The organism is Streptomyces sp. NPDC048637 (assembly GCF_040650675.1).
Lineage (GTDB): Bacteria > Actinomycetota > Actinomycetes > Streptomycetales > Streptomycetaceae > Streptomyces.
In genome coordinates, this window is the sequence record NZ_JBEZHQ010000006.1 from 74579 (window position 1) to 100013 (window position 25435).

General features: G+C 70.8%; 26 protein-coding genes and 1 tRNA gene. 14 read left to right on the forward strand and 13 right to left on the reverse strand.

Annotated elements, in window-relative coordinates; genetic code table 11:
* Positions 1–34 precede the first annotated feature (34 nt).
* The gene (locus tag AB0C46_RS11220) at positions 35–1900 is read right to left on the reverse strand and encodes an AfsR/SARP family transcriptional regulator (RefSeq protein ID WP_362827534.1); all 1866 of its coding nucleotides are present in this window, start codon (positions 1898–1900) and stop codon (positions 35–37) included.
* A gap of 414 nt (positions 1901–2314) precedes the next feature.
* Between AB0C46_RS11220 and AB0C46_RS11225 the strand changes: the two genes are divergently transcribed.
* A complete protein-coding gene (locus tag AB0C46_RS11225; RefSeq protein WP_362827535.1) occupies positions 2315–2827 on the forward strand; it encodes a stress protein in 513 nt (170 codons plus the stop codon).
* A 487-nt stretch (positions 2828–3314) separates the two neighbouring features.
* Positions 3315–4007: a hypothetical protein gene (locus tag AB0C46_RS11230; protein WP_362827536.1), complete on the forward strand. Its 693-nt coding sequence runs from the start codon at positions 3315–3317 to the stop codon at positions 4005–4007.
* Positions 4008–4178: 171 nt separating this feature from the next.
* Here AB0C46_RS11230 and AB0C46_RS11235 read toward each other — a convergent pair whose 3' ends face one another.
* Positions 4179–4982: an exodeoxyribonuclease III gene (locus AB0C46_RS11235; protein WP_362827537.1), complete on the reverse strand. Its 804-nt coding sequence runs from the start codon at positions 4980–4982 to the stop codon at positions 4179–4181.
* A gap of 67 nt (positions 4983–5049) precedes the next feature.
* On the opposite strand from AB0C46_RS11235, the gene AB0C46_RS11240 reads away from it, so the two are divergent.
* The 7 genes from AB0C46_RS11240 (at position 5050) to AB0C46_RS11270 (ending at position 11686) form a co-directional block, all read left to right on the forward strand.
* A complete protein-coding gene (locus AB0C46_RS11240) occupies positions 5050–5532 on the forward strand; it encodes a GNAT family N-acetyltransferase (RefSeq protein WP_362827538.1) in 483 nt (160 codons plus the stop codon).
* Positions 5533–5677: 145 nt separating this feature from the next.
* Positions 5678–6607 carry an ABC transporter ATP-binding protein gene (locus tag AB0C46_RS11245; protein ID WP_362827539.1) on the forward strand — a complete coding sequence of 310 codons (930 nt, stop codon included), beginning with the start codon at positions 5678–5680 and terminating at the stop codon, positions 6605–6607.
* Positions 6604–7626: an ABC transporter permease subunit gene (locus AB0C46_RS11250; protein WP_362827540.1), complete on the forward strand. Its 1023-nt coding sequence runs from the start codon at positions 6604–6606 to the stop codon at positions 7624–7626. Before AB0C46_RS11245 ends, AB0C46_RS11250 begins: the two co-directional genes overlap by 4 nt.
* A gap of 169 nt (positions 7627–7795) precedes the next feature.
* Positions 7796–8191 (forward strand): GntR family transcriptional regulator, encoded by a 396-nt coding sequence (locus tag AB0C46_RS11255; protein ID WP_362827541.1) that lies wholly within the window; start codon positions 7796–7798, stop codon positions 8189–8191.
* 207 nt (positions 8192–8398) lie between these two features.
* Positions 8399–9184, forward strand: coding sequence for a MerR family transcriptional regulator (locus tag AB0C46_RS11260; protein WP_362827542.1), 786 nt, complete (start codon positions 8399–8401; stop codon positions 9182–9184).
* A gap of 357 nt (positions 9185–9541) precedes the next feature.
* Positions 9542–10855 (forward strand): glycosyltransferase, encoded by a 1314-nt coding sequence (locus tag AB0C46_RS11265; RefSeq protein ID WP_362827543.1) that lies wholly within the window; start codon positions 9542–9544, stop codon positions 10853–10855.
* A 189-nt stretch (positions 10856–11044) separates the two neighbouring features.
* Positions 11045–11686, forward strand: a complete 642-nt coding sequence (locus AB0C46_RS11270) for a M23 family metallopeptidase (RefSeq protein WP_362827544.1) — start codon at positions 11045–11047, stop codon at positions 11684–11686.
* Between the two features lie 564 nt (positions 11687–12250).
* Here AB0C46_RS11270 and AB0C46_RS11275 read toward each other — a convergent pair.
* The 4 genes from AB0C46_RS11275 to AB0C46_RS11290 form a co-directional block, all read right to left on the reverse strand.
* Positions 12251–13123, reverse strand: coding sequence for a hypothetical protein (locus AB0C46_RS11275; RefSeq protein WP_362827545.1), 873 nt, complete (start codon positions 13121–13123; stop codon positions 12251–12253).
* Between the two features lie 136 nt (positions 13124–13259).
* The gene (locus tag AB0C46_RS11280) at positions 13260–13493 is read right to left on the reverse strand and encodes a hypothetical protein (RefSeq protein WP_362827546.1); all 234 of its coding nucleotides are present in this window, start codon (positions 13491–13493) and stop codon (positions 13260–13262) included.
* A gap of 129 nt (positions 13494–13622) precedes the next feature.
* Positions 13623–14015 (reverse strand): DNA-binding protein, encoded by a 393-nt coding sequence (locus AB0C46_RS11285; protein ID WP_362827547.1) that lies wholly within the window; start codon positions 14013–14015, stop codon positions 13623–13625.
* Positions 14015–14266, reverse strand: coding sequence for a hypothetical protein (locus AB0C46_RS11290; protein WP_362827548.1), 252 nt, complete (start codon positions 14264–14266; stop codon positions 14015–14017). The genes AB0C46_RS11285 and AB0C46_RS11290 overlap by 1 nt, the downstream gene beginning before the upstream one ends.
* On the opposite strand from AB0C46_RS11290, the gene AB0C46_RS11295 reads away from it, so the two are divergent.
* Genes AB0C46_RS11295 through AB0C46_RS11305 form a run of 3 tightly spaced genes read left to right on the forward strand, consistent with a single transcriptional unit; the run spans position 14265 to position 15888 of the window.
* The gene (locus AB0C46_RS11295; RefSeq protein WP_362827549.1) at positions 14265–14579 is read left to right on the forward strand and encodes a DUF2397 family protein; all 315 of its coding nucleotides are present in this window, start codon (positions 14265–14267) and stop codon (positions 14577–14579) included. The genes AB0C46_RS11290 and AB0C46_RS11295 overlap by 2 nt on opposite strands.
* Positions 14576–15166: a DUF2399 domain-containing protein gene (locus AB0C46_RS11300; RefSeq protein ID WP_362827689.1), complete on the forward strand. Its 591-nt coding sequence runs from the start codon at positions 14576–14578 to the stop codon at positions 15164–15166. Before AB0C46_RS11295 ends, AB0C46_RS11300 begins: the two co-directional genes overlap by 4 nt.
* The gene (locus tag AB0C46_RS11305) at positions 15067–15888 is read left to right on the forward strand and encodes a hypothetical protein (protein ID WP_362827699.1); all 822 of its coding nucleotides are present in this window, start codon (positions 15067–15069) and stop codon (positions 15886–15888) included. Before AB0C46_RS11300 ends, AB0C46_RS11305 begins: the two co-directional genes overlap by 100 nt.
* A gap of 103 nt (positions 15889–15991) precedes the next feature.
* Here the strand turns inward: AB0C46_RS11305 and AB0C46_RS11310 are convergent, their stop codons facing one another.
* Positions 15992–16459 carry a hypothetical protein gene (locus AB0C46_RS11310; RefSeq protein WP_362827550.1) on the reverse strand — a complete coding sequence of 156 codons (468 nt, stop codon included), beginning with the start codon at positions 16457–16459 and terminating at the stop codon, positions 15992–15994.
* A gap of 311 nt (positions 16460–16770) precedes the next feature.
* Between AB0C46_RS11310 and AB0C46_RS11315 the strand changes: the two genes are divergently transcribed.
* Complete coding sequence (locus AB0C46_RS11315; RefSeq protein WP_362827551.1) at positions 16771–18381, forward strand: translation initiation factor 2; 1611 nt, start codon at positions 16771–16773, stop codon at positions 18379–18381.
* 190 nt (positions 18382–18571) lie between these two features.
* On the opposite strand, the gene AB0C46_RS11320 is transcribed toward AB0C46_RS11315, so the two are convergent.
* Positions 18572–20494 (reverse strand): hypothetical protein, encoded by a 1923-nt coding sequence (locus AB0C46_RS11320; protein ID WP_362827552.1) that lies wholly within the window; start codon positions 20492–20494, stop codon positions 18572–18574.
* Between the two features lie 506 nt (positions 20495–21000).
* On the opposite strand from AB0C46_RS11320, the gene AB0C46_RS11325 reads away from it, so the two are divergent.
* Positions 21001–21177, forward strand: coding sequence for an AIPR family protein (locus AB0C46_RS11325; protein ID WP_362827553.1), 177 nt, complete (start codon positions 21001–21003; stop codon positions 21175–21177).
* 1253 nt (positions 21178–22430) lie between these two features.
* Here the strand turns inward: AB0C46_RS11325 and AB0C46_RS11330 are convergent.
* From AB0C46_RS11330 to moaC, 5 genes are all read right to left on the reverse strand, one after another.
* Positions 22431–22503 (reverse strand) — tRNA-Ala (locus AB0C46_RS11330).
* A gap of 75 nt (positions 22504–22578) precedes the next feature.
* The gene (locus AB0C46_RS11335) at positions 22579–23625 is read right to left on the reverse strand and encodes a hypothetical protein (RefSeq protein WP_362827554.1); all 1047 of its coding nucleotides are present in this window, start codon (positions 23623–23625) and stop codon (positions 22579–22581) included.
* Between the two features lie 151 nt (positions 23626–23776).
* A complete protein-coding gene (locus AB0C46_RS11340) occupies positions 23777–24391 on the reverse strand; it encodes a GNAT family protein (protein WP_362827555.1) in 615 nt (204 codons plus the stop codon).
* A 14-nt stretch (positions 24392–24405) separates the two neighbouring features.
* Positions 24406–24909, reverse strand: coding sequence for a MogA/MoaB family molybdenum cofactor biosynthesis protein (locus tag AB0C46_RS11345; protein ID WP_362827556.1), 504 nt, complete (start codon positions 24907–24909; stop codon positions 24406–24408).
* Positions 24906–25388, reverse strand: a complete 483-nt coding sequence (gene moaC, locus AB0C46_RS11350; protein ID WP_362827557.1) for a cyclic pyranopterin monophosphate synthase MoaC — start codon at positions 25386–25388, stop codon at positions 24906–24908. The genes AB0C46_RS11345 and moaC overlap by 4 nt, the downstream gene beginning before the upstream one ends.
* Positions 25389–25435 lie beyond the last annotated feature (47 nt).

Here is a 25435-nt window from a genome sequence, read left to right on the forward strand (position 1 = left end):
GGGCGGCGGCGGCCCAGGCCTGGAGTGTCTCCCCTCAGCACCGTCGTGGCCGGTACTGCGCCGCGTGGTCGCGCAGCCGCTGCCGGGCGAGGTCCCGGTCGGCCGGTGTCTCCTCGGACGCGACGAGCTGCTCGGCATAGATGCGCACCAGCTCGGTCCGCACGTAGTGCCCCTGCACCTGCTCTTCGACAAGGTGCGCGTCACACAGTTCGGCGAGGTGGCGGCGGGTGCGGTCGGGATCGCGGCCGGCCAGGGCCACGGCGGCGCGGACATCCACGTCCGGGCCGGGGTGGAGCCCGAGGAGGCGGAACAGCCGGGCGGCACCGCTCGACAGCGCCCGATAGCTGAGGTAGAGACTCGCCTCCACGGCCAGGTCGGCGTCGTGTGCGGACAGCTCCTGCAGCCGGCGCCGCTCATCGGCCAGCTTCCTCGTCCAGCACCCCAGTGACCAGTCGGGGTGCGCCATCAGCCGGGCCGCGGCGATCCGCAGCGCCAGCGGCAGTCTGTCGCACCGCTCGACGAGCGCCCGGGCGGCGGCGGGGTCCGCGGCGAGGCGCGACCGGCCCAGCATGTTGCCCAGCAGCTCCAGGGCATCCTCCGCGGTGAACGGCCCCACCGTGACCAGGGCCGCCCCGTCCCGCACCACCAGCCCGCTCAGCCGCCGCCGGCTGGTCACCACGGCCAGACAGCCCGGTGTCGCGGGCAGCAGCGGGCGCGCCTGTTCGGCCGTGCCGGCGTTGTCCAGCAGGACGAGCATCCGCCGTCCGGCGAGCAGCGAACGGTAGAGCGCCGAGCGCTCCGTCAGGGCGTCGGGGATCTTCGCCTCCGGCACCCCCAGGGCCCGCAGGAACATCCCCAGCACGGTGCCCGGCCGCATCGGGGGACGCTCGAATCCCCGCAGGTCGGCGAAGAGCTGCCCGTCGGGGAACTCGGCCTTGTGGCAGTGCGCCCAGTGCACCGCCAGCGTCGTCTTGCCGGCCCCTCCCCCGCCCGCGAGGACCACACAGTCCGGCCCCGGAAACCGGTCCAGCTTCTGGTCCAGCGCGACGATCTCCCGCACCCGGCCGCAGAAGTCGGCGATACGGGGCGGGAGTTGGGCGACGGACGGGGGCGGGGACGACGGGCGGCCGGAGCCGTACGGCGCGGCGGGGCCGGGGCCCGAGCCGTGGCCGTGGCTGTGGCCGGAGCCGTGGCTGTGGCTGTGGCTGTGGCTGTAGCCAGGGCCGGCCTTCGGGCGGTCGGAACCGGGCGGGGCGACCGCGGACTTCCCGCCGAGCACCGCCATGTAGGTCTCGCTGAGGGCCGGGCCGGGATCGATGCCCAACTGGTCCTTCAGATGCCGCCTGGTGCGGTGATAGTGATCGAGGGCTTCGGCCTGTCTGCCGCTCGCCTGCAGCGCACGCATCAGCAGCGCGGTCAGCTCCTCGTGCAGGGGATGCTCCGCGAGCCAGGCGGTCAGCTCCGCGATCAGCTCCCCGTGACGGCCGAGCATCAGCAGCTTGGAGCCGAGCTCCTGCAGCGCCGCCACCCTCGCCTGGGTCAGGCCGACGCCCAGCGTCCGCCGTACCCGTTCGCCGGGCACATCCGCCAGCGCGTCGCCGCGCCACAGCCCGAGGGCCTGGCGCAGCTTGGCGACAGCGGTCCGCGGCTCGGCCTCATGGGCATTGGACACCAGATACCGGAACCGGTTGACATCCACCGCACACGGATCGGCGAGCAGCGCATACCCCCGGCCACGGGTGGCGATTTCGGCCTGGCCAACCAGCAACTGCCGCAAGCGGTGCACATGGTTGTGGACCACACCTCTCGCTCTGGCCGGCGGGTCCGCGTCCCAGGCCAGGTCGATCATTCTGCTCACCGTGATCACCTGATTGACCTCGCTGATCAGAATCGCGGCCACGGTGCGCAGTCGACCGGTTCCCAAACTCAGCAGTCGCCCATTGTTCACTTCAATTTCAACTGGCCCTAGTAGCCGCAACTGAACCATTGTGACCTCGAGTTCACGCCGCCGATGAACGCACGGCAAACCGCCCCTTTTTCCAGGAAGAGCACCGATAGGAACACCGGGTTCCGGTTTCGCCGCCCGCTCTCACTATGTGGACACCCTCAGTGAATTGACGAAAAGTCAATAAAAGCGCGGGCCACCGGCGGACTCCATGATCACGACGTGAGCGGATCATGAGCCAGGCCGCGAATCATCGTTTCCGCACCAGCGCAGCGGCTTTCCCCAGCGGCTGCCCCGGGCCGCCTCTCCGCCCCTGCACCCGCATCGGGGGCGGGGAGGTCTGCCACCCCCTATACATGGAGAAAAATCATGTCCAAGAAGAACCTCGTGAAGAAGAGCCTCGCCGCGGCGGCCCTGTGCGCGGCGCTGGCCGGCACGGCCGTCGCCTTCCCGGCGACGGCGTCGGCCGCACCGGTCGCCGCCGCGGCCGCGGCGGGCGAGTCGCCGGTCAGCGTCGGTGCCAACGCGAACCTCAACATGAACGTCGACGTTCTCGGTATCGCCAACAAGATCGAGGCGTCGATCAAGACCGCCCAGAACCGCGAGGGCTTCGTCAAGAGCTTCATGGAGTCGGCGTTCTACGCGGCCGGCGGCAAGTACAACGTCATGGTCCACAACCTGAGCCAGCCGTACGAGGACCACTTCAACGGTGTGCAGTCCTTCGGCACCGCCACCTATGACGGTGTCGTCTACGGCATCTGGGTGTTCGAGGACGGCGAGTTCACGAACCAGGGCGACGGCGGCTACATCAACTGGGCCTTCCGCGGCATCTTCGAGCGTCCCGACAACGGCGGCTACGTGAAGTTCTCCCGCGTCTCCTGACGCCCGGGTCGCACCACTGACCCCACTCCCCGCATGACGGCCTGCCGGAATAAACGGCAGGCCGTTCCGGTTTCGGGGGCCGCCCGCGCTCCGGCAGCTCGCGGCGAGCCTCAAGGGCGACTCTGCGAGACATCCATTTCGAGGTTCCGTTCCCCTCACCCGTTCTCACCGCATGTGCTCAGAACCCAAGTTGATGGAAAGTCAGCGAAACGTGAAGCCCCTGCGGGCTACACGATCAAAGTGTGAGCCCTTCATGAGCGAGGCCGCGAAACATCTCCCTACGCCGGTCGCAGCGGCAATCCCTCAGCGGCCGCCCGGCCCGGCTCTCCGATCCACGCGGGGCAGCGACAACGGCAAGTGGGGCGCCGACGTGGCGTTCGCCCCGATGAGCGAGCCGGCCACCAGACCTCGCTGATCAGTCGGGATTCCGCACCCCGTACGCTCGTCCGGCAACAGGCCGACGCAGACGGAGAGGGAGAGGGAGCGCATGGCGGGGGACAAGGGCATACCCGGGCTCGCGACAGGAGCCGACCGGGCGGCCCGGCCGGCCGAGAACGCCCCTCCCCGACGCCGTACGGGCCCCCTTCACTGGTTCCTGTTCCACAGCGCCTGCGTTGCGGCCTCGGTGGGCCTGATGTGGTTCACGCCGGTGGTGCCGCTGCCGGCCGTGCTGCGCGCCGTGGGCTGGCTCACCTCCGTGCTGTTGATACCCCTGGCGCTCGTCCTGGTGCCGACCCTCGTGCTCCGCCGCGTCCCTCACAAGAAGCAGCCAAAACTGGCCGCCTTCGCGCTCGCCGTTGCCGTCATCGCCGCAGTCGGGCTGGCGATCATCACCCAAGAGGCCGGCGGCGAGCGGGCACTGGAGAAACGAGGCCGGTGGACCGAGGCCGTCGTGACCGAGGTCAAGAACCAGAAGACCGACAAGTGCACGCTCCGCACCCGCGACGGCCGGGAGATCTCACCTCAGCTGTCGGAGAGCGACGGCTGCGAAGCGGAAAGGGTTGATCCGGGCGACAAACTGCGCGTGCTGTACGACCCTCAGGGCGCGGCCGGTCCGGAGGACACGGAAGTGGACCTGGAACCCGGCGCGTACAGCGGGACAATCGGCGGCCTGGCAGCACTGATCGTCGCGACAGGCACGTGGGGCTGCGTACGGCTGAGCCGCGGGGACAACGGGTAGGGCGGGGGCAGGACGGGGGCACCCCCAAGTAGCGAACTGATCACCGCGACACGAAGCGGCAGTGTCCGGCCCTCGCGGTTCGGCAGCAATGCGGCCCCATCGGGAGCAACGCGGCCCCATCAGCAGCAACACGGCCCCATCGGGATCTTCCGGATGGGGCCGCAGCGCGCTTTACCGGTCGAACACCACCGTCACCGGCGCGTGATCGCTCCACCGCTGGTCATAGCTGGCCGCCCGCTCCACATACGCCTTCACCGCACGCTGCGCCAGACCGGGCGTGGCCATGGCGTAGTCGATGCGCCAGCCGGCGTCGTTGTCGAAGGCGCGGCCCCGGTAGGACCACCACGAGTACGGGCCCTCGGTGTCCGGGTGCAGGCCGCGGACGACGTCCGCATAGCCGCCACGGGTCTCGTCGAGGACCTCGGTCAGCCAGGCGCGCTCCTCCGGGAGGAACCCGGACTTCTTCCGGTTGGCCTTCCAGTTCTTCAGGTCGGCCTCCTGGTGGGCGATGTTCCAGTCACCGCACACCACCACCTCACGGCCGTCCGCCGCGGACCGCTTGCGCAGCTCGACGAGGTACGGCAGGAACTCCGCCATGAAGCGTTCCTTCTCGTCCTGCCGCTCCGTGCCGACCTCACCGGAGGGCAGATAGAGGCTGGCAACGGTCACACCGGGCAGGTCCGCCTCGACATAGCGGCCGCTGGTGTCGAATTCCGCCGAGCCGAAGCCCACCTGGACGCGGTCCGGCTCCCGCCGGGTGTAGAGCGAGACCCCGGCCCGGCCCTTGGCGGCCGCCGGCGCATGCACGGTGTGCCAGCCCGCGGGCTCGCGCACCTCGTCCGGGAGCAGGGCGGTCTCGGCCCGCACCTCCTGCAGGCACAGCACATCCGCCGCGGTCCCCGCCAGCCACGGGACGAAGCCCTTCTTGGCCGCGGCGCGCAGCCCGTTCACATTCACAGAGGTCACGGTGAGCATCCGGGCACGATACCCATCCCCCGCGCCTCGTCGCGCCGGGCGCCCGCCCGCCCGTACGATTTCTGGAATGGAGATACGCCCCGTCCCCTATGACCACCCCGACGCGGTCACGCTCGACGAGCTGGTCCAGCAGGAGTACGCCCGGCGCTACGGCGACGGCGACATGACCCCGCTGGACCCGGAGATGTTCACCCCTCCTCACGGTACGTACCTGATCGCGTACGACGGGGCCCGCCCGCTGGCCACCGGCGGATGGCGGCGGCAGGAGGACGCGGCGGAGGGGTACGCGGTCGGCGACGCCGAGATCAAGCGGATGTTCGTGGTCCCGGAGGCGCGCGGACGGGGGCTGGCCCGGCGGATCCTGGCCGCCCTGGAGGCGGACGCACGGGCCGCGGGGCGCTCCCGCATGGTGCTGGAGACCGGGATCAAGCAGCCCGAGGCGCTGGAGCTGTATGCCTCGTGCGGCTATGCACTGGTCGAGAAGTTCGGTCTGTACCGGACGTACGACGACAGCCGGTGCATGGCGAAGTCGCTGGTGGCGGAGGGCTGAGGTGGCCGGGGCACCGCTGCGCCCCCTCGCGGCCGGACTTCCGGCCCCACCGCCCCGGCCCCGCCCCAGCCCGAATTTGTTGACAGGCATCCGGGCCGCTCCCCATACTCATTCCACTAATCAACTAGCTAAAGGGGGGATCAGGGTGAGCGACCCGAGCCCATGGGCCATCGAGGCCGAAGGACTGGGGAAGCAGTACCGTCGCGGCTGGGCGCTGCGGGACTGCTCCTTCCGGCTCCCCGCGGGCCACATCTGCGCCCTCGTCGGCCCCAACGGCGCCGGCAAGAGCACGTTCCTGGGCACCGCGACCCGGCTGGTACAGCCGACCACCGGAACGCTGAAGCTGTTCGGCGTCCCGGTCTCCGACCCGGCCGTCCTGGCCCGGGTCGCCTTCCTCGCCCAGGACAAGCCGCTCTACCCCCGCTTCACGGTGGCCGAGGCACTGCGGCTGGGCCGTGAGCTCAACCCGCGCTGGGACCAGGCGCTGGCCGAGCGGATCGTCCGGTCCGGGAAGGTGCCGCTGAGCGCCCGCATCGGCACCCTCTCGGGCGGCCAGCGCACCCGCGTCGCCTTCGCCCTCGCCTTCGGCAAGCGGCCCGAGCTGCTGCTGCTCGACGAGCCGATGTCCGACCTCGACCCGCTCGCCCGGCACGAGCTGTCCGGGCTGCTGATGGCCGAGGCCGCCGAACACGGCACGACCGTCCTGATGTCGTCCCACATGCTCTCCGAGATGGAGGTCATGTGTGACTACCTGCTCGTCCTCGCCGAGGGCCGGCTGCGGATGGCCGGCCAGACCGAGGACCTGGTACCCGCGCACCTGCTGGTGACGGGCGTCGCCGAGGGGGACGACGGGGTACCCGAGGAGCTGCGGCGGCAGCACACCGTGGTCGAATCCCGGGTCACCGGGCGGCAGTTCAGCGCCCTGATCCGGGCCGGCGGCCCGCTCTCCGACAGCTGGGAGGTGCTGTCGCCGAGCATGGAGGAGGTCCTGCTGGCCTATCTGCGCTCGCCCGACGCCCCCACCCTGATCGCGGACGAGGCGCGGATCGACGGACCGCGCGAGGCCGCCGCGTGACCAGGACGAGCACCGCCGGCGCCGAGGCGGCCAACGCGGCGGACCCCGGCGAGGCCCCCGGCAGCGCCCCCGCCCCCCGCCGTGAACTGCTGCACGGCCTGCCCTGGCTGGTCTGGCGCCGGCACCGCACCCTCCTGCGCCTCGCCCTGGTGGTCACCGTCGTGGGATGCGCGACCTTCGCCTACCAGCGCTTCGACCTGATGGACTTCCTCCACAGCCGGGGTACTACCCCCGACGCCGACGGGCAGCTGGCCGACGACTTCCAGAACTCCTACGGCCAGCTGTTCGACAGCGGCAGCCAGCTGCTGGAGTACCTGCCCGTCCTCCTCGGCGTCTTCCTGGGCGCACCGCTCATCGCCGGCGAGCAGGAGCACGGCACCATCAAGCTGGTCAGCACCCAGTCGGTGAGCCGCGGCCGCTGGGTTTTCGCCACCCTCACCCTGCCGCTGACCGTCGCGGTGCTGTGCTCCGCCCTGCTGTCGGCCGCCTTCACCTGGCTGTGGACGCCGGCGCACCACCTGGCCCTGGGCGGCGACTGGCTGACGGGCGGGGCCTTCGACAGCACCGGCCCCGTCCCGGTCGCCTGGACCCTGTTCCTGACCGCCTGCGGTATCGCCCTCGGCATGCTGCTCAAGCGGGTGGTGCGGGCCATGGCGGCCACCGCCGTCCTCGCCGCGGTCACCTCGCTGGTCTGGTCCGAGCTGCTGATCGGCCGGCTGGGCACCCTCCGCAGCGTCAGCTACCCCTACGACGGCGACGGCCCCGACCTGCCGCCCGGCGCCGTGCGGATGGACGACTGGGTGTCCACCGCGGACGGCAAGCTCTACGGCTTCGGCACCTGCGTCCACGGCGACACCGAGGCCTGCCGGGCCAAGCTGGGGATCGTCAACCGGGTGACCCAGTACTTCGACTACGGGCAGATGGCGGGGATGCAGTGGCTGGGCGCGGGGATTCTGCTGGCGCTGGCCGCCGTGGTGCTCACGTTCGTCGTGTGGCGGGCGCACCGGCGGCCCCTCTGAACGGCGCGGCGTACGACGCACGGTGCGAGCGCCGGTCCACGGGTTCCGCCCGTACGCGGAACCCCCCGGGCGGCGCTTTGACACCCGGCACGGCCGGCCCGATCATCAAGCGGTCGGCCAGCCCGTCCCCGGCACCCCGCAGAACGGCACGGGCGGAAGAAGCAGAGAGGTGGTGAGCATCGTCGAGTTCCGGATCGACCGTCGCAGCGGTGTCGCCACCTACCTCCAGATCGTCCAACAGGTCCAGCAGGCACTGCGGTTGGGTGTCCTGGTGGAGGGCGACCGGCTGCCGACCGCCGCACAGGTGGCCGCCACGACCAAGGTCAACCCCAATACGACCCTCAAGGCCTACCGCGAGCTGGAACGCGAGGGCCTGGTCGAACCCCGCCCCGGCCTCGGCACCTTCGTCAGCCGTACGCTCGCCCGCCCCGAGTCCGCCGCGGACGCCCTGCTCCGCGAGGAACTCCGCTCCTGGATGGACCGGGCCCGCGCCGAGGGACTGGCCCGGGAGGACGTCCAGGCGCTGGTGAACTCGGTGCTGCAGGACCGGTATCCGGACGGCTGAGCCGTCCGGACGGGCCCCGGCGCCCGCCCCTTCTCGTACGGCCCGGACGGGGCGGGTCGCCCCCGGCACCCGCCCCGTCCCCGCCCCGCTTGACCCTCACGCCACGTCGGGCCCCACTCTGAAGCCGCGGCACGGCCCCGGCCACCGGTGACCTCACCACCGGAACACGGCGGGCCGACCGGACGTGACGGGACGAAAGGCGCTGCGATGAGTTACTCGGTCGGGCAGGTCTCCGGCTTCGCGGGGATCACGGTGCGGACCCTGCACCACTACGACAAGGCCGGCCTGCTCTCCCCCAGTGACCGCAGCCCCGCCGGCTACCGCCTCTACAGCGATGCCGACCTCGCCCGGCTGCAGCAGATCCTCTTCTACCGGGAACTCGGCTTCCCCCTCGACGAGATCGCCACCATCCTCGGAGATCCGCAGGCCAGCGCCCTGGACCAGCTGCGCGCCCGGCACCGCCTCCTCAACGACCAGATCACCAAGCTGCAACGGCTGGTCGAGGTAGCCGAACACGCCATGGAGGTCCAGCAGACCGGCGTGGAACTGACCCCCGAGGAACGGTTCGAGGTCTTCGGCGAGGTGACCTTCGACCTCACCTACGCCACCCAGGCCCATCTGAAGTGGCAGCACCACGAGGGCCACCAGCGCTCGATGGCCCGGGCCGCCGCACACTCCAAGGACGGCTGGGCGAAGATCATGGCCGAGGCCGCCGACTGGCGCCTGCGGCTCCTCGCCGCCTTCGACGCCGGGGAACCGGCGGACGGCACACCCGCCATGGACCTCGCGGAGGAGCACCGGCAGCACATCGCCCGCTGGTTCACCCCGTGCCCCACCGACATGCACGGCCGGATCGCCGACGACTTCGCCACCGACCCCCGCGCCTTCGCCCTGGTCGTGCCACCGACCGAACAACGCCCCGGCCTCGCCCCGTACCTGCGCACGGCCGTACACGCCAACGCGGTCCGCCAGTCACCGGGCAGCGGGGGCTGAGGGGCGGGCGGCTGCCGGCAGGCGGGCGCCGGTACGGGGGCTGACGGGCGGGCGGCTGCCGGCAGGCGGCTGCCGGTACGGGGGCTGAGGGGCGGACCGCGGCCGGTACGGGGGCTGACGGGCGGGCATCTGCCGGACACGGGGGTGTCGGCAGGTGCCCGCCCGGGGGGGGCAAGTGCCGGGCGGCTGGCGGTCGCGAGGGCTGAGAGGCGCACGAGGCCGAGCACCGGCCCAGCACGAGGCTGAGCGCGATACGGAGCTGAGCGCCGCCCGCGACCACGGGTCCCGCGCATGCCCCAACCCCAACCCAACCCAACCCCACCCCACCCCACCCGACCGGAGAAGGCTGACCGCCCCATGACAAAGATCCTGATCACGGCCGCCGGATCCTACGGCGACATCGCCCCGTACACCGGCGTGGGCGCCCGGCTCCGCGCAGCCGGCCATGAGGTCGCCCTCGCCACCCACGACAGCTACGCCCCACTCGTACGCGCCGCCGGCCTGGAGTTCCGCCGGCTGCCGGCCGACCCCCGCGCCCCTCACACCGACACTGCGGACGCCGCGGACACCGCGGACGCCTCGGACGCCTCGGACGCCGCCGAGCAGGCCCGGCCCACCCGCCCCGGCGGCAGACGCGACCTCATGCGCCAGGCCACCTCCTTCATCAAGGAACTGGGCGGCGGCCTCGCCGACGCCGCCCGCGAGGACACCGGCCTCCTCCTGCTCTCCGCCACCACCGCACCGCTCGGCCACCACCTCGCCGAGGCGCAGGGCATCCCGTCGCTGGACCTGCCCCTCGTGCCCGGCGCCCCCACCGGCGACTTCGCCCCGGTCGTCAGCGGCGGCCGCTCGCTGGGCCGCTGGGGCAACCGCACCGCCGGCCGGCTCTCCCTCCGCATCATCGACCGCCTCTACGCCGGCGCGGCCCGCGAGCTGCGCGCCCGCCTCGGACTGCCGCCCGCCTCGCCCCGTACGGTCCGCCGCCGTGCCGAAGCCGCCGGCCGGCCGGTCCTGTACGGCTTCAGCGAGGTCCTGGTGCCCCGCCCCACGGACTGGCGCACCGGCCTGGACGTGGTGGGGAACTGGTGGCCCTGGCATACGCCGGACGCCCAACTCCCGCCCGCCGTCGAGGACTTCCTGGCCGCGGGCCCGCCCCCGGTCTTCATCGGCTTCGGCAGTATGGCGGGCGGCGAGGGCGAGCGCCTGAGCACTCTCGCGGCGGCCGCGCTTCGCCGCGCCAGGGTCCGCGGCATCCTCCAGTCCGGCTGGGCCGGTCTGACCACCCGCCACACCTCCACGGACGACGACATCCTCACCATCGGCGAGGTCCCGCATGCCCTCCTCTTCCCCCGGATGTCCGCGGTGGTGCATCACTGCGGCGCCGGCACCGCCGCCGCGGGGGTATGCGCCGGAGTTCCCACCATCCCGGTCCCGGTCACCGCCGACCAGCCGTTCTGGGCCGCCCGCCTGGCCTCCCTGGGCGTCGCCACCGCCCCGATCCCCTTCCAGGAGCTGTCGGCGGACCACGCCGTCGCCCGCCTGGCCCACGCCGTCACCCAGGCCACCGCCGCCCCGGCCCGCCGCGACCGCGCCACCGCCGCCGCCCACCGTCTCGCCGCCGAGGACGGCGCCGGCGCGGTCCTCAAGGCGGTCGAGCATCTGACGTCATGAGCCGGCACCGGCGCCGCGGGAGCCGGGCGACCGGCGCCGCCCGAGCTCGTCACCCCACCGGCCGCCCTGTCACCCCACCGGCCGCCCGGACCGCCTGGACCCGCCCGGCGGGCAATCCGCCACCCGTTCGGCGGCCCGGTGCCCCGCCCCGGGATGCGACCACCCGCCACAAGGCGTGGGCTCGCAACTATGACCACGTTCCGCAAAAGCCCCCCGCTGCGCAGAATGCTGCTGCTCGCCATAGCCCCGACGGCCATGGGGTGCGTCCTCACCCTGGCCGCGTCCCAGGTGGCCCTCGCCGCGCCGGCCGGCAAATGGAGCCACCCCACGAAGGCCCGCCACCGCATCAGCTCGCCCTACGGCGTCCGCGGCACCTGGCAGGCCGGCCACCACACGGGCATCGACCTCGCCGTCCGCGCCGGGACCAAGGTCAGGTCCGTGGGCTCCGGCACCGTCGTCCTCGCCAAACGGTCGGGCGCCTACGGGAAGGCCGTGACGATCCGGATGAACGACGGCCGCTACACCCTCTTCGGCCACCTCTCCCGCATCACGGTCCGCCCCGGCCAGAAGGTCCGCGCCCGCACCCGCCTCGGCTACAGCGGCGCCACCGGCCGCGCCACCGGCCCCCACCTCCACTTCGAGGTACGCACCAGCCGCCACTACGGCACGGACATCAACCCCCTCGCCTACCTGTCCCAACACGGCATCCGCCTCACACCCCACACGGCCGCACCACGCCACCGCCACCACCGCCACCTCCACCGGCACCCACAGCACCACCGGCACCACTCGCACCACCACCAGCACCGCCACCGGCACCACCACCACTAGCCCGCCCGCCTGGAGCGCACCGGGTCGCCCACCGGCCAACAGGCCCCCGCCCCACCCCCCTTGAGTCCCCCTCAGCCGCACGTCGCTGAGGCCTGCCGGGCCGGCCACTCGCCCGCCGACGGATGGTGCATGGTGGCCCATGCCTGCCTGCCGGTCGGCCCGGATGTACCGCACACGCGCCGCACCGCTACAGCGCTCGCCCGGGCCCCGTAAACAGGGCCGCAGTGAGGAAGATGCCAGGTCCTGAACGAGCCGGGTCCCTTGCGCCACGTCGACGCGATCCCGTCGAAGCACCCGGAGAGACCTTCGGCCCTCGTGGCGCAACTGCCGCCCCGTCGAGGGGTGCGGCATCGGACGGCTGATCCCGCGACTGGAGCGGCGATCGCGGTGTGGTTCGTAAAGGCCAGGCCGTCGCACAGGATTCCCAAAGCAAGAGTGGCGGACATCCCGGTGGCCCCTTGGGGACACGGGTCGCCGGGTGCTCGCCTTCGGCGATTCGAACCCGAGACCTACGCACTACGAGGCCGGTAGTGATCGTGACGGGCTGTGCTGCGCGGTCATGACCTATCCGCCCGCGACCACTACCCGCACCGGAAAATCCGGATCGTCACTACTCATCCCTTCCTCGAATCCGCGCGGATTATCAATGCGTCGGGCGGGATCGTAAATGACGGCGAACAAGCCGATGGCTTCCGGGTGGCGTCGATACCCGAAAATGTCACCCACGAGCTGATCCCGAATCTTCTTGACACCCAGCGATGACGATGTCATTTTTGCTTCCACCGCCACTCTCTCCCTCTTGAGGAGAAAGTCGATGCGGTAAGAACCGCCGGCCCGGCTGGGAGTGGATTCCTCCGGACGGACATCCGCAAAGTGCAGTACGAGCAATGCATGAAGAAATCGCTGTAGATCGTACTCGTCGTCGAGTTGAAATCCAGGTCGCCCCCGGCTCTCGCGCTGGGCGATCGCCAGCCCCTGCGCCAGTCGCTCCGATATGCCGGAGAGACGCTCCAGCGTACCCAGCACCCCAGCCTCTGCAGCCCCCCGCCCGAGCGCCAGCAACAGCAGTTGTTTCTGCTCCCGAAGCGGATCGAGAAAGCTGCTGTCCAGGGGATACTGCCATGGGCCGTGGCTCTTGAAGAACCTGGGCACCTTCGTATACAGCACCCACTTCTCGCGAGGATTGTTCAAGAAATGCTTGATCTTCGGATTGAGCAGATTTTTCCCTTCATACTTCCCCTGAAACCGCGCATGCAATTCACTCGGCAATGCACTGAGAGCCGCCGCGTACCACCGCGCATAGCGCTCCTGCAGCTCGCGGACAATTAATTCCGAATCCTCCTCCCGCTCCCCCTGTGACAGCCGCCCGAGTTCCTCCAGTCGCTGTACCTCCTCCACCAGAGAACCGAGTTGGTGGACGCCACCGGGAGATTCCATACGCCGAGGTTACCGCCAGCCACCGGGAGCCCCCCTCAGGCCAAGCCCGCACCCCTCTACAAGGCCGACCCCGCCGCCTCACACCGCCACCGTTCGCCGACCCGCATCCAACGGATCGTCCGGGGTCAGCTGCCCTTTACCGCGGTGAGTTCGGGAAGCCGGCCGTCCCAGAGGTCGAAGATCCAAACGGCCAGATTTTCTGCCGACGGGGAGGCCCCCTTTGCCTCGTCAAGTGACGGTGATCAAGGGTCGCCTCCATCCACTTCTTGAACGCATCCAGTTGCCGGTAGCCCCGGACGAAGCCCACATCGGTGAGATCCTCGCGGCGGGCGGAGAGTTCCAGCACCACGATGCAGTTGTGACCGCGCATCCGGGCACACTTGAGGGGAACCTCCCGGACCCGAGGCCCGCACCAAGCGCGAGGCCATCAAGAATCCAGCCAGGACGACCAGCCACAACCATGGCCGGAGCAGTATGTGATGCCGTCGGCGCCTTGTGCTCAGACCTTGGTGACCACGACGACAGGCCCGCACAGCAAGGTGATGTCGTCGGGATCGGAAGTGAGGACGGTGACGGGGGCCGGCGCGGCCCGTGCGACGGCGGCGAGGGCGGCGTCGATCGCGTACTTATGGCCGTGGAGGTGGTGGCCGCGCAGCAGCGCGGCGGCCTGGTCCGCCACGCTCTTCGTGACGTCATGGACGTCGATACGGGACAGCACCCACCGAATGCGGGCCGGATGCACGCACTCGTAATCAGCCTCCAGGGTGGTCATCGCGGTCGTGGCCACCCGTATGCCTTCCTCCAGGGCCGCCTGTACGAGGGACACCACGCCGCGGTCTTTGAGGTAGAGCTTCGACAGGCCCTCACTGTCCAGAAGCAGTGTGCCGGGCATCAGGCCGCGGCTCCGCCCACGCCGCGGTGGTCATGCCGCAGCAGGGCCCGAGCCGCTTCGACCTCGTCCCGGGAGAGCGGGTCGTTGTCGGTCTCGAAGTCTGCGACGATCTCGCGGAGCTTGTCCATTGCCACCCTGTGCTCCAGGGCTTCGGCCACATAAGCGGAGAAACCGCCGGGGCCGACATGAGCACGTACGGCCTCCGCGAGGTCTTCGGGGAGACTGATCGAGTACTTCTTGCTACCAGCCATGAGCCCTATACTACCACCGGTAGGAAATCGGGCTCGCCCATCGTTCCCCGCGGCCGGTTTCCCGTTCGCGCCCGCGTTGTCAGACCGGTCTGCGAGCCTGGGGTGCGTGTCTGTGCAGTCCAGTCCGAATTCCGGCGGCAAGTCCAGCGCTTCCCCGCCTCAGCCCTTCGCTTACCTGCAAGCGCCGAACGCGGCCCTGTACAGCCGAGTCCTGGACGTTTTCGCAGAAGCCAGGGAGCGGTTCATCGTTCATCTGCGGCCCGAGGACGTCGCCGCGCCGCCGCGCATGAAGGGGGCGAACCCTGCCTGCTGACACTACGTCAGCTCACTAGGGAACCATCCGACCTCGGAGTGGCGGGACGCACGATCCGGGTCTGCGAGAACCCCGCCGTACTCGCCGCCGCCGCTGACGGGCTGGACCGTGGCTGCTGCCCACCGCTCGTCTGCGTCGAGGGCAACCTATCCCTCGCCTCACGTGCCCTGCTCACCCAACTCACCGACTGTGGCTGCCCGATCGCCTACCACGGCGACTTCGACTGGGGCGGCGTCCGCATCGCCGAAGCCGGCATGACGGTCGACCTCCTCGACACTCCGACGGATGCACAACTGAGTCGGATGACACGTACGGCCTGCGCTACGGCTGCCGGACGGCCATATCCCGCATCGCCCGGGCAGCAGACGGTAGGTGGCGCTACCTCCTCAACCCCGACCAGGCGCAGCAGTACGGGCGTCCGCACCCTTGGAGAGCCGCAGAAGAGCAGCTGTCATCCCTGGCCCGGCAGTTCGCCGAACGCTCAGCCGTGGCTCTGGAGCTGTGGGAGCCCGACCCAGAAGCGCCGATCCGCTCAGCGGAGGATCTGCGCTGGGTGCGCGATCTGCTGCAGCACCTGCCGGTGGTGACCGCAGACGTAAAGGAGAAGGCGCGCCTGATCTGCCGGGATGCGAAGCGGGGACTGGCGGGGCGCCGGGAGTACGACAGGTACGGGCTGGACTCGGATGTCCAGCAGGCGCGTGAGCTCCTCGACGCCATCGAGCGGATGATCGCCGAGCCGCTCCCCGATCCCGGCCCGGTGCGGACTGCGTCCCTCGGCGCGCCGGACCAGGTCACCGTGCGCGACCTCGCGGGCGCGCGCGACGCCACCCTCAACGACTCTCTGCGACGACACCCGGGCGACGACGCCCTCGTGGAGAAGGCCCTGCTGTCCTTCGCCTCCCGTGTGTACCACCGTGGCGTGTCCTTCACCGACGTGCTGGAACGCCACTCCGACCCGCAGCGTGCGGTGCTGGACCTGACCCGGAGCCTGCGCCAGCGCCTCGGCGGTGGCCCGAACCTCCGGGAGGCGTGGGCGGACACCGTGCTGAGCCTGCCTGCCACCGGCCCCGAGCTGATCCGCGCCCTGCCCGCCTGGACGGCCCTCAAGGCCAGAGGGCCCCACGGCCAGGCAGCGCATCCAGCAGTCACCTCCGTCGTACGCACCGCCCTTGGCGGCCACAGCGAGGCATGGCAACGCTTCGCGGCAAGCCCCGCCGGCTACTCGGGGCCCACAGCCTGGCTCCGCCTCGGCGACCTCCTCGACGCCGCCGCGAACGGAACACCCTGGCCAAAGCCCCCGCACAGGTAGCGAAACCCGCACACGACACTCCGGGAGCGGCCCGGGAGCCGACCTGTTCCGATTGTCGCCGGGCGCACGATCGGGACGGGAAGGGTACGGGCCAGGCCGGCCCTCAACCGGCCGTCGTGGCACCGTTCGCAGCCCTCTGGGCCTCCTCCACGAAGGCCAGCTTCGCCCGGTGCAGATCATCCGGCGTCTCATGGCGCCGCAGGCAATCGACGAGACGGCCGGCCGAGGCGGCGACCTCGGCTGGTCCCTCCAGGACGACTCCGCCGAGGGCCCGTTGCAGCAGGACCTCGTCGTCGGCCTGTCCCCGTCCCGTGCGCTCGGCCAGGATCCTGGCCTCCGCGGCTCCGAGGAACTCCGCGTAAACCTGTCGCCGGAGCGCGAGTGCCCGCTGCTCAGCCTCGCCCCGGAGGGTCATCCGGACTGATGCGAGCAGCGCATCGGCCTGTCGATCACCTGCATGACGTGCCGCTGCGGCCTGCCGGATGCCGGCGCCACGGGTGTACCAACCCGTGACGATGCTGCCGGCGATCGCCGATCCCGCGGCAATCAGCGCGATGCCCCATTCACTCATGCCGCCATCCTCCCGCTCCCCCACGGCACCCGATATAGCTTCTGCCACATACGCCTCGTGCATCACGCTCAGGTGCCGGTACCACGACCGGTACCATCAGGTCATGTCGCCGGACGACGCCGAGGAACCTGCCCCGACCAGCGGAAACACTGATCGTTTCCCGAAGTCGCCGATTACAATGGACAGTTGGGCGACGGGCGACGGGCGACGGGCGACGGGCGACGGGCGACGGGCGACGGGCGACGGGCGACGGGCGACGGGCGACGGGCGACGGGCGACGGGCGACGGTGCTTCTTGCTGCTCGGTCGGCGGTGGCTCTGTACCGCCTGCTCGATGTCGTCCCGGTCTTCTCCGGCGATGACCGGATCACTCGCCTGTTCACTCTGGTACCCGGCTCCGACTTCGGAGTCGACGCCCTCTCCGCCATCGAGGCCGTCGGCGGCCGGACAGTGCCTTGGGACGAGGCACGCGCCCGCACGTACGACCTGGTGCTCGCGTCGAGCCCGAAGGGCGACCTTCCGCTGCTCCGCGGCAGGCATGTGCTGCTGCCGCACGGCGCCGGGTACAACAAGTCGATCCCCGGGGAGGGATCCGACTCGCCGTCCGGACTCGACCCGGCGATGCTCCTCCGTGACGGCGACGCTCCGATAGCCCTGCACGTGGTCTCCCACCCGGACCAGGTGGCCCGCCTCGCCGCCAGTGACACACGGGCCGCCCGCCGGGCGAAGGTGATCGGCGACCCCACTCTGGAACGCGCCCTCGCTTCCCGCCCGCTCCGTGAGCGCTACCGAGCAGCGCTGCAGACCGGCACCCGCACGCTCCTTGCACTCGTCTCGACGTGGGGCCCCGAGTCCCTCCTCCGTCAGCGCCCCGATCTGCCCGCCCGGCTCGCGGCTCATCTCCCTTATGACGAGTACCAGCTGGCTCTGGTGGTACATCCCAACGAGCGCAGCCTGCTCGGCACGTTCGAGCTGACCGAGCGGCTGGCGCCGGCCCTCGACGCGGGCATGATCCTCGCGGGTCCGCATGAGGAGTGGGCCGCTGTCCTGATCGCCGCGGACGCTCTGATCACCGACCACGGGTCTGCCGCTCTGTATTACTGCGCCATCGCGGACCGGCCCTTGGTGAGCGCCTGCCACAGCGGCGCCGAGCTGATCACGGACAGTCCGATGCACACGCTCCTGCGCCGGATTCCGCAGCTGGGGCCCGCCGAGGCTGTGGAGGACGCCTTGCGGGCGTACCGGCCGGGGGCCGGGCGGGAGGCAGCCCAGGCGGCGTTCGCGTATCAGGGCGACGCCCTGAACCGGCTGCGGAGCGAGCTGTACGCCCTCTTGCGCCTCACCCCGCCAGATTCCGGCAGCCCGCTCAGGCTTCTGCCCTCCCCCCGGCAGGCCGGCCGCTCACCCGCGGCGTTCGACGTCCACGCCGAGATCACCACGGACGGTGTACACATCGCACGGCGCCCCGTAGGCAGCGAACCGCCGGGACACCATCTCGCCGTGGAGTACGGCGCCGCCGGTGAGAACCTGACCCGCTCCGCCGGCCTGTTGTACCGCCGTCCCCTCCCCACGTCGGCCACCCGGGCAGATCTGGCCTGGAGCTCGGACGGCTGGGCTCAGCACGCCCTGTCCGCATATCCGGGCTGCCGCTCGGCCGCGGCGATACTGCCCTCGGGTCTGTGCTTGCTCAGAGCCCGCGGCCACGCCCACGCGTACGTCATCGAGACGGAACCGAAGGACGAGGGCGGCGGCCGCATCGCGCATGCCGACCCGGCCGCCGCCGCGTCGGCCGTCCACGCCTGGCTGCTCTCAGAGGGCACACGTCCTTCCTCTCCTGTACGTCTGTCCTGCCGCATCGGCCAGCGTGTCTTCCACGTCCTGCTTCGCCCTGCCACGGACGACGAGACCACCCAGCTGGTCTGAACTCCGCCGCCCGCCACGTCCGTACGGGCAACGGCCTGATCGGACCCGGACCACCGGTCGATGGCACGGCATCATCCGCGTCCCGGCCGAATGCGCCCTGATCACCGGAAGGATTCCCGCATGCTCACGACCACCGTCGGGCCCCCTGCCCGAAACCCGTCCGCCCACCGCTTGGACCAACAGTCCCTGATCAGGGTGTCCCGCCCTCCTCGTCGTCCAGTCCGTTACGTCGCCGGATGACACGGGCTGCCGCACGGTGTTCAGCGGCTTCGGCGCTCCGTCCCTCAGCCTCGGCCAGTGTGGCCATCGCGTCGTGGACGCGCGCCCGGTCGAAGCCGGAACCCCGACCGCAGGCACCCTGCAACGACTGCTCGTACAGCGGCCGTGCCTCCTCCGTGCGGCCGAGCCTGCGCAGAACTCCGGCAAGCGCGAAGCCGGTGCGCCGCGTCATCCTCGCGCGGCGCAGCTCCACAGCCCTGGCATGCGCCTCGGACAGCAGGAGGTGCGCCGCCTCCAGCTCGCCCAATGCCGCCCTGGCCTCCCCCATCCGGTAGGTCTGGAGCATGGCTCCATAAGGGTTCGGGATCGCCAGGTGCATGTCGCGCGAACGGACGAAATCGGCCGCGGCGGCGTCCCACTCGCCGCGTACTCCGTTGAGCATCCCCCGGAACTCCATCAACGAGGCGCCGAGCTTGCGGTCCCGTGCGCTGTCCCCCAGTAGCCCGAGGACGGCTTCGGCACTGTCAAGTTCACGCTCTGCCTCACTCAGCAGGCCCGCCTCCCACAAAGGGCGCGCGAGCTGGCATCGTGTCCGTACGAGCCATGCCGCGTTCCCACCGTGCCGGACGGCGGAGGCCACGGCGAGCCGGAAGACCCCGATCACGTCGGACTGGTGCGGATGGTCGAGCGCGTACGTCCAAACCGGCTCGGACAGAGCCACCGTCTCGGCGTCCAGCCCACGCTCGTGAGCCAGTCGCACGGCGGCGAGCAGACTGTGGCGTTCCTCGTACAGCCAGCGGGAGGCACGTTCGGCCCGCTCGGTCCTGGCCGCGTCGTCCGCCGCCTCTTCGGGGTCCTCCAGCGGTACGTCCGGTGCGCCGGGCACAGCACCGTACTCCGCCGAGACGATCAGCCGTCGGCCGGCGGCGAACCGGTCCGCCCGCTGGGCCTGCCGGACCATCCAGCGCAGTACCCGAGTCTGGGCCTGGCCCACCTCTCCTTCCTGCGCGTCCCGGCGTGACCGGCGCAGCGCGTGCCCGTGCAACGGCCCCGGCAGTCGCATCCGCCCGCCTCCCGCCCCGGTCAGGGAGCGCAGGTCGAGTAATCCCACACCGTCCAGTTCCTCAAGTGCTTCCTCGCAGGCCACCTCGTCCAACCCCAGCAGTGCGGTGGCGGAGTCCACGGTGAAGGCCGCTCCGGGATGGTGTGGCAGCAGACGGTAGAGCAGACGCGCCGCGCAGGACAGGCCGTCGTACACGGTGTCCCAGATCCGCTCCACGCCGGGCACGCCCTTCTCCTCCAGCTCACCCCGCAGTTGCGGGATCAGACGGGAGAGCGGGCGCAGCCGGTGCCCGCGCACCCACCGTCCGGCGACATGCAGGGCCGCCGGCAAGCCGTCACACAACCGCACCAGCGACCGCACCGCCTCGGGGTCGGCGGCCAGCCGGGGGTCCTGGACGATCAGCCCCAGCAGCTCCGTGGCCGCCCACTCCTCCAGCGGCGGCAGCGTCAGGCCGATGGCAGCGCCGTCCTCCAGGTCGTGGAGCGAGCCATGACTGGTGACAATCACCAGGCTCTCCCCGGACGCCGGAAGAAGGGGGACGACCTCCGAGGCGTATCGCGCGTTGTCCACGACCAGGATCAGCTTCGCTTCGGAGGTCACGTTCCAGTACTGCCGGCACCGTGCCTTGAACTGTGCCGCGACGAGTTGCGGCTCCACCTCAAGGGACTCCAGCAACTGCGCCAGCACGTCACCGGGGTCGAGCACACCGCCCAGCCGGAAGTCGTCCAGATCGACCACCAGGACGCCATCGGGGAAACGGTCGCGCTGCACGCGGGCGATCAGATGGGCCAACTCGGTCTTCCCCATACCGCCCGGCCCGCTGAGCGTCACGACCAACGGCCTGGAACGGCCCCGCCACTCGCGCGCCGCCCGATACACCCGCTCCCGTTGTTCGTCACGATCGACGAAATGTGCCGGCTCCGGCGGAAGTTCCACCCTCATGCGCCCCCCTCAGACCTCTCGTCCTCGCCCAACTGTTCAGGATGCCACCGCACTTCATTCCCCTCAGGGGTTCGTGCATACAACCAGGCACTCTGGAAGCGCAGCTCGAGGAGGGGCCCGATGGAGTACCTCGGGCTCCGCCACCGCACACATACGTGCCCGGACGGGCTCCGAGGCATGGGTTCGGCCACCGTTCCCGCACGCCGCACCGGACCCGCGAACGCGCCTCCCACCAGGGGATTCTGAACATACGCCTCGAGAGTATCGAGGGAATGGACAAAGGTATCGGACGGCGCCCCGCCCCCGGCATCGAAGTCGTCCGGTCGATGGCACAGGCAAGGAGACGCACCCCTGTACCGCCTGCTACGGGACCGCGTCCGCCGCGGAGATCGCCGGTGTCCACCGCCCTGGGACGCGTCCTCATACGGCTCATCTCGCTGGAGGACTGTCCTGACAGCTTCGGCGACCAGGTCACCGTCAGCATGAACACGCAGAACCCCATAGAGGAACGGGACTTCAAGTCCAGGGATCCGCTCCAGATCGGTCTGAGGACGACTTCGCTCTGTCCCTAGGCCGCACACACGTGATCAAGCGAGGCGAGCCGGCCCTGACTCCGGCAGCGGCTGTTCGATGACCGAGGCCGCAGTCGCCCTGGCGCAACGACACCGCCAGGCCGCTGGTCTGGGAGGCGGACGGTGAGGCGTACGCGGCCGGCCCGCCGGTCCGAAGGATGCGCGGCGAGGCCATGGGCAACCGTCAGCGGACCAGGGAACGTTGTAGTGGCACATCCCCGGCGAGGGCTCGCTGCACGACATCGCGAAGGAGTTGCGGGCCGGGGGGGCGAGCTAGGGACGGAGGAACCGTTCAGCAGTATGTGGCCATCAACATGACAACCGAGGCGAAGGGTTCAATACCATGCGCATTGTTGCCACGAATGTGACGATCTCTGCTCCCGCGTCAGCAGTTCAACCGCGCACTCAAGAGCCGCGCGGAAACCCTGCATTCCGCGACCAGCTGACGCAGCGGGCCCGCCACCGCGCGGGGTGTTGCTGACGTCGCCATACCGCCGAGCGCAAGGGTCTCAAACGACCTCGATCACCTCATCCAGCGCTGCCCGGGCGATGCCGAGGAACGCCTTGTGCTCGGCAATGAAAGCCATGCCGTTCTCGTGGCATTCGGCACCGTGTTCGTCAAGGCGGTCGCGCGAGGCTGCATGCGCTAGCGCGTACTCACGGATATCCCGAACCAGGGAGGAGAGCCGGAGTATCAGCCCAAGCGCAGCTTCAGCAACGTCATCAGGTCCTTCCAGCAGGACCGCGTGACCTACTGCCTCCGCCTCCTTGAACAGCTGCCGGATCTCCGCAACCGAGCCATGCTTCGCAGGAGGTTGGCACGACTTCCTCGGGGTCGCGAAGGCCCTGCGGGTACGGTCACATCATGAAGCTGGGCGTTGAAGGTGCACGGCAAAGGTTCGTGGCGTCGCCGGTTGCCCAGCTGGCCGCGGCCAGTGCATCCGGCACGCCACATCTCGCCCGCCACCTTCGCCGCGGAAGGTGACGTGCACCCCCGGATCGCGGCGCAGATCCTGCGGCACAGCAAGATCGCGGTGACCATGGAGATCTACCGCACGTGCCGTCGGAGTCGACGCGGAAGGCTCTGCGGAAGCTCGGCACACACCGCGGCACACACCTCGGCAAACACCTCGGCAAACACCTCGGCAAACACCTCGGCCATCAGGCCGATCCCACGTGGTTGCTGTACTTCGCTGCTGTACAGCGCGAAAAAGCCCCCACCGGATCTCCCCGGTGGGGGCTTTGACGTGCTGTGGACCTGAGGGGATTCGAACCCCTGACCCCCTCGTTGCGAACGAGGTGCGCTACCAGCTGCGCCACAGGCCCTTGCGACGAGTGAAACTCTAGCATCTCGGTCGCGGTGCTCGGAAATCGCTTCCGGTGCTGGTCAGCGGAGGGCCGTCACTCGTTCGCCGCGCGCGGGCGGTCCTCGTTCTCGTACTGGTCGAAGAGGGGGGTGCGGCCGCGGGTGCGGCGGCCGGCGTGGGTGGGGCGGTCCTGCGAGGGCATGTCGGGCTGGGGGTGGTCGGGGGCGGCGCTGGAGCGGGCGGAGCTCCAGGCGTCGTCGGCGTCCAGGTCGACATGGCTGGTGGCGCGCGGGGCGACCGGGGCGGTGACGTAGGTGGGCAGGGGGACCGGGACCGGCTCCCAGCTGCCGCCGGCGGGGCGCGGGCGCTCGCGTTCGCGCTGCTGGTCGACCCACTCGGCATGGTCGGTCTCCTCGACCAGCGCGCGGCGGCCCGCGGTGTGGGCGGGGGTCGCGGGGCGGGGCGGTTCCGGGGCGGCGTCGGCCGGGGGGTCAGTGCGGGCGTCGGCCGGGTGCTCGTCGGCGGGCGGCTGGTCGGCCGCCTGCGGAGGGCGGCGCCTGCCCTCCCGCAGTCGCTGGGCCGCCGCCTCCGCCTTGCGCCGGTCCATGGTGAAGGTGAAGCGCCGCCGCTCCTGGGCGCGCAGGTAAAGGATGTACGCGGTCAGGAGGAGGGCGGGGAGGGCGGGGGCCCAGAGGAAGGGGATACCGCCGACCGCGGCGACGATGGCGCCGACGGTGAAGGTGAGGAACAGGATGGTGATGGTGCGCCGGCGGCGGGCGAGGACCTTGGCGCGCTTGGTCCGCTCGGCGGCGGACGGGCGCGGAGGGGTGGCCTGCACCCGGGTGTGGGCGGCCTCGGCCGGGTCCGCGGGAGCGGGGTCGCTGAAGGCCCGGGCGGCGGCCTCATCGGCCGGTGCGTCCGGGTCCGCTTCGTCGCCCGCATCGTCGGCGGGGTACTCCCCGTGCCGCTTGTCGTAGCGGCGCTGCATGGCCGCGCGTCCGGACAGCAGCCGGATGGCGGTGCTGAAGCGCTCGGTCGGACGGGCCTCGTTGAGCTCGTCCTGCCTACGGAGCCACATCGGCACCAAATAGGCGGCCCAGGCCCCGACGATGACTGCGTAGATGAGGCCGCTGCTTCTCACAACTCACACGGTAGAGGGGTTTGCAGGGGGCCATCCGCCAATTGAGCCGGTGTGTCGCACGATCTGGCTGATATCTCGAACTTTTTTGTGATCGTAGAGATCAGCACCTCAGCCAATCCGGTCAATCAGCGAATACATTCGAACATTTATTTTATTTGTGGGGTGCGCCGGGCGTGCGGGGTCTCCCTCGCCGGTAGCGGTTGAGCAGGCCTTCGGGCACCTCTTCCGCGGTGAGGGCGAAAACGGCGTGGTCGCGCCAGGCACCGTCGATGTGGAGGTAGCGCGGGCGGATGCCTTCTTCGCGAAAGCCGAGCTTTTCGACCACCCGGCGGCTGGGGGTGTTCTCCGGGCGAATGCAGATCTCGATGCGGTGCAGGCCCACGGACCGGAAGCAGTGGTCGACGGCGAGCGCCACGGCCGTCGGGATGACCCCGCGGCCGGCGACACTCTGGTCGACCCAGTAGCCGACATGGCCGGAGCACATGGAGCCCCAGGTGATACCCGCGACCGTCAGCTGGCCGACGAGCTGGCCGCGGTATTCGACGACGAACGGCAGCATCCGGCCGGCGTGTGCCTCGGCGCGGAGATGGCGGACCATCTGACGGTACGTCGGGCGGTGCGGCGGGGCGAGGCCCGGCGGGGGCGGCGGGATGGTCGCTTCCCAGGGCCGCAGCCAGTCGCGGTTACGGCGGTTGACCTCGCGCCAGGCCCGTTGGTCACGCACCCTTATCGGGCGGAGGGTGACCTCACCGTCCGTCAGGACCACCGGCCAGGGCGCGTTCAGCTCGGGCTCCCGGAAGGTCTGGGGTGGTCGCCGCCGCGGATCTGGTCGACGGCGTGCGGCAGGAGGTCGGCGAGGACGGCGAGGCCGTCGCGGACACCGCCGGACGAGCCGGGGAGGTTGACGATCAGGGTCGTCCCGGCGACGCCCGCCAGGCCGCGGGAGAGCGCGGCGGTGGGGACCTTCGCCCGGCCGGCGGCGCGGATCGCCTCGGGGATGCCCGGGACCTCGTAGTCCACGACCCGGCGGGTGGCCTCGGGGGTGCGGTCGGTGGGCGAGAGGCCCGTACCGCCGGTGGTGAGGATGACGGCGTAGCGGGCGGCGGAGACGGCGCCGCGCAGGGCGGCTTCCACCGGCTCACCGTCGGGTACCACCTGGGGGCCGTCGACCTCGAAGCCCATGGCCGTCAGGCCCTCGGCGAGCAGCGGGCCGCCCTTGTCGGCGTAGACGCCCGCGGCGGCGCGGTTGGAGGCGGTGACGACCAGAGCGCGGGCGGGTGTCATGACCGGCTCCAGTCGCCGGACTTGCCGCCGGTCTTCTCCTCCACGCGGATGTCGGAGATGACCGCGGCCTTGTCGACGGCCTTGACCATGTCGACGACGGTGAGGGCGGCGACGGAGACGGCGGTGAGCGCCTCCATCTCGACGCCGGTGCGGTCGGTGGTCTTGACCGTGGCCGTGATCTCGACGGCGTCGTCGGTGAGGGAGAGATCCACCTTGACGCCCGAGACGGCCAGCGGGTGGCAGAGCGGGATCAGCTCGGGGGTGCGCTTGGCGCCCATGATGCCGGCGATCCGGGCGGTGGCCAGGGCGTCGCCCTTGGGCATGCCCTCGCCCCGCAGCAGCTCGATGACCTGCGGCGACACCAGGACTCGGCCGCGGGCTCTGGCGGTGCGGGCGGTGACGTCCTTCTCGGAGACGTCGACCATCCGCGCCGCGCCCGCCGCGTCGAGATGGGTGAGGTGTTGCTGGCCGCTGCTCATCGTTCTCCCGGTACCAAACTGCCGCCTGTGGGACGACACCGTACCCC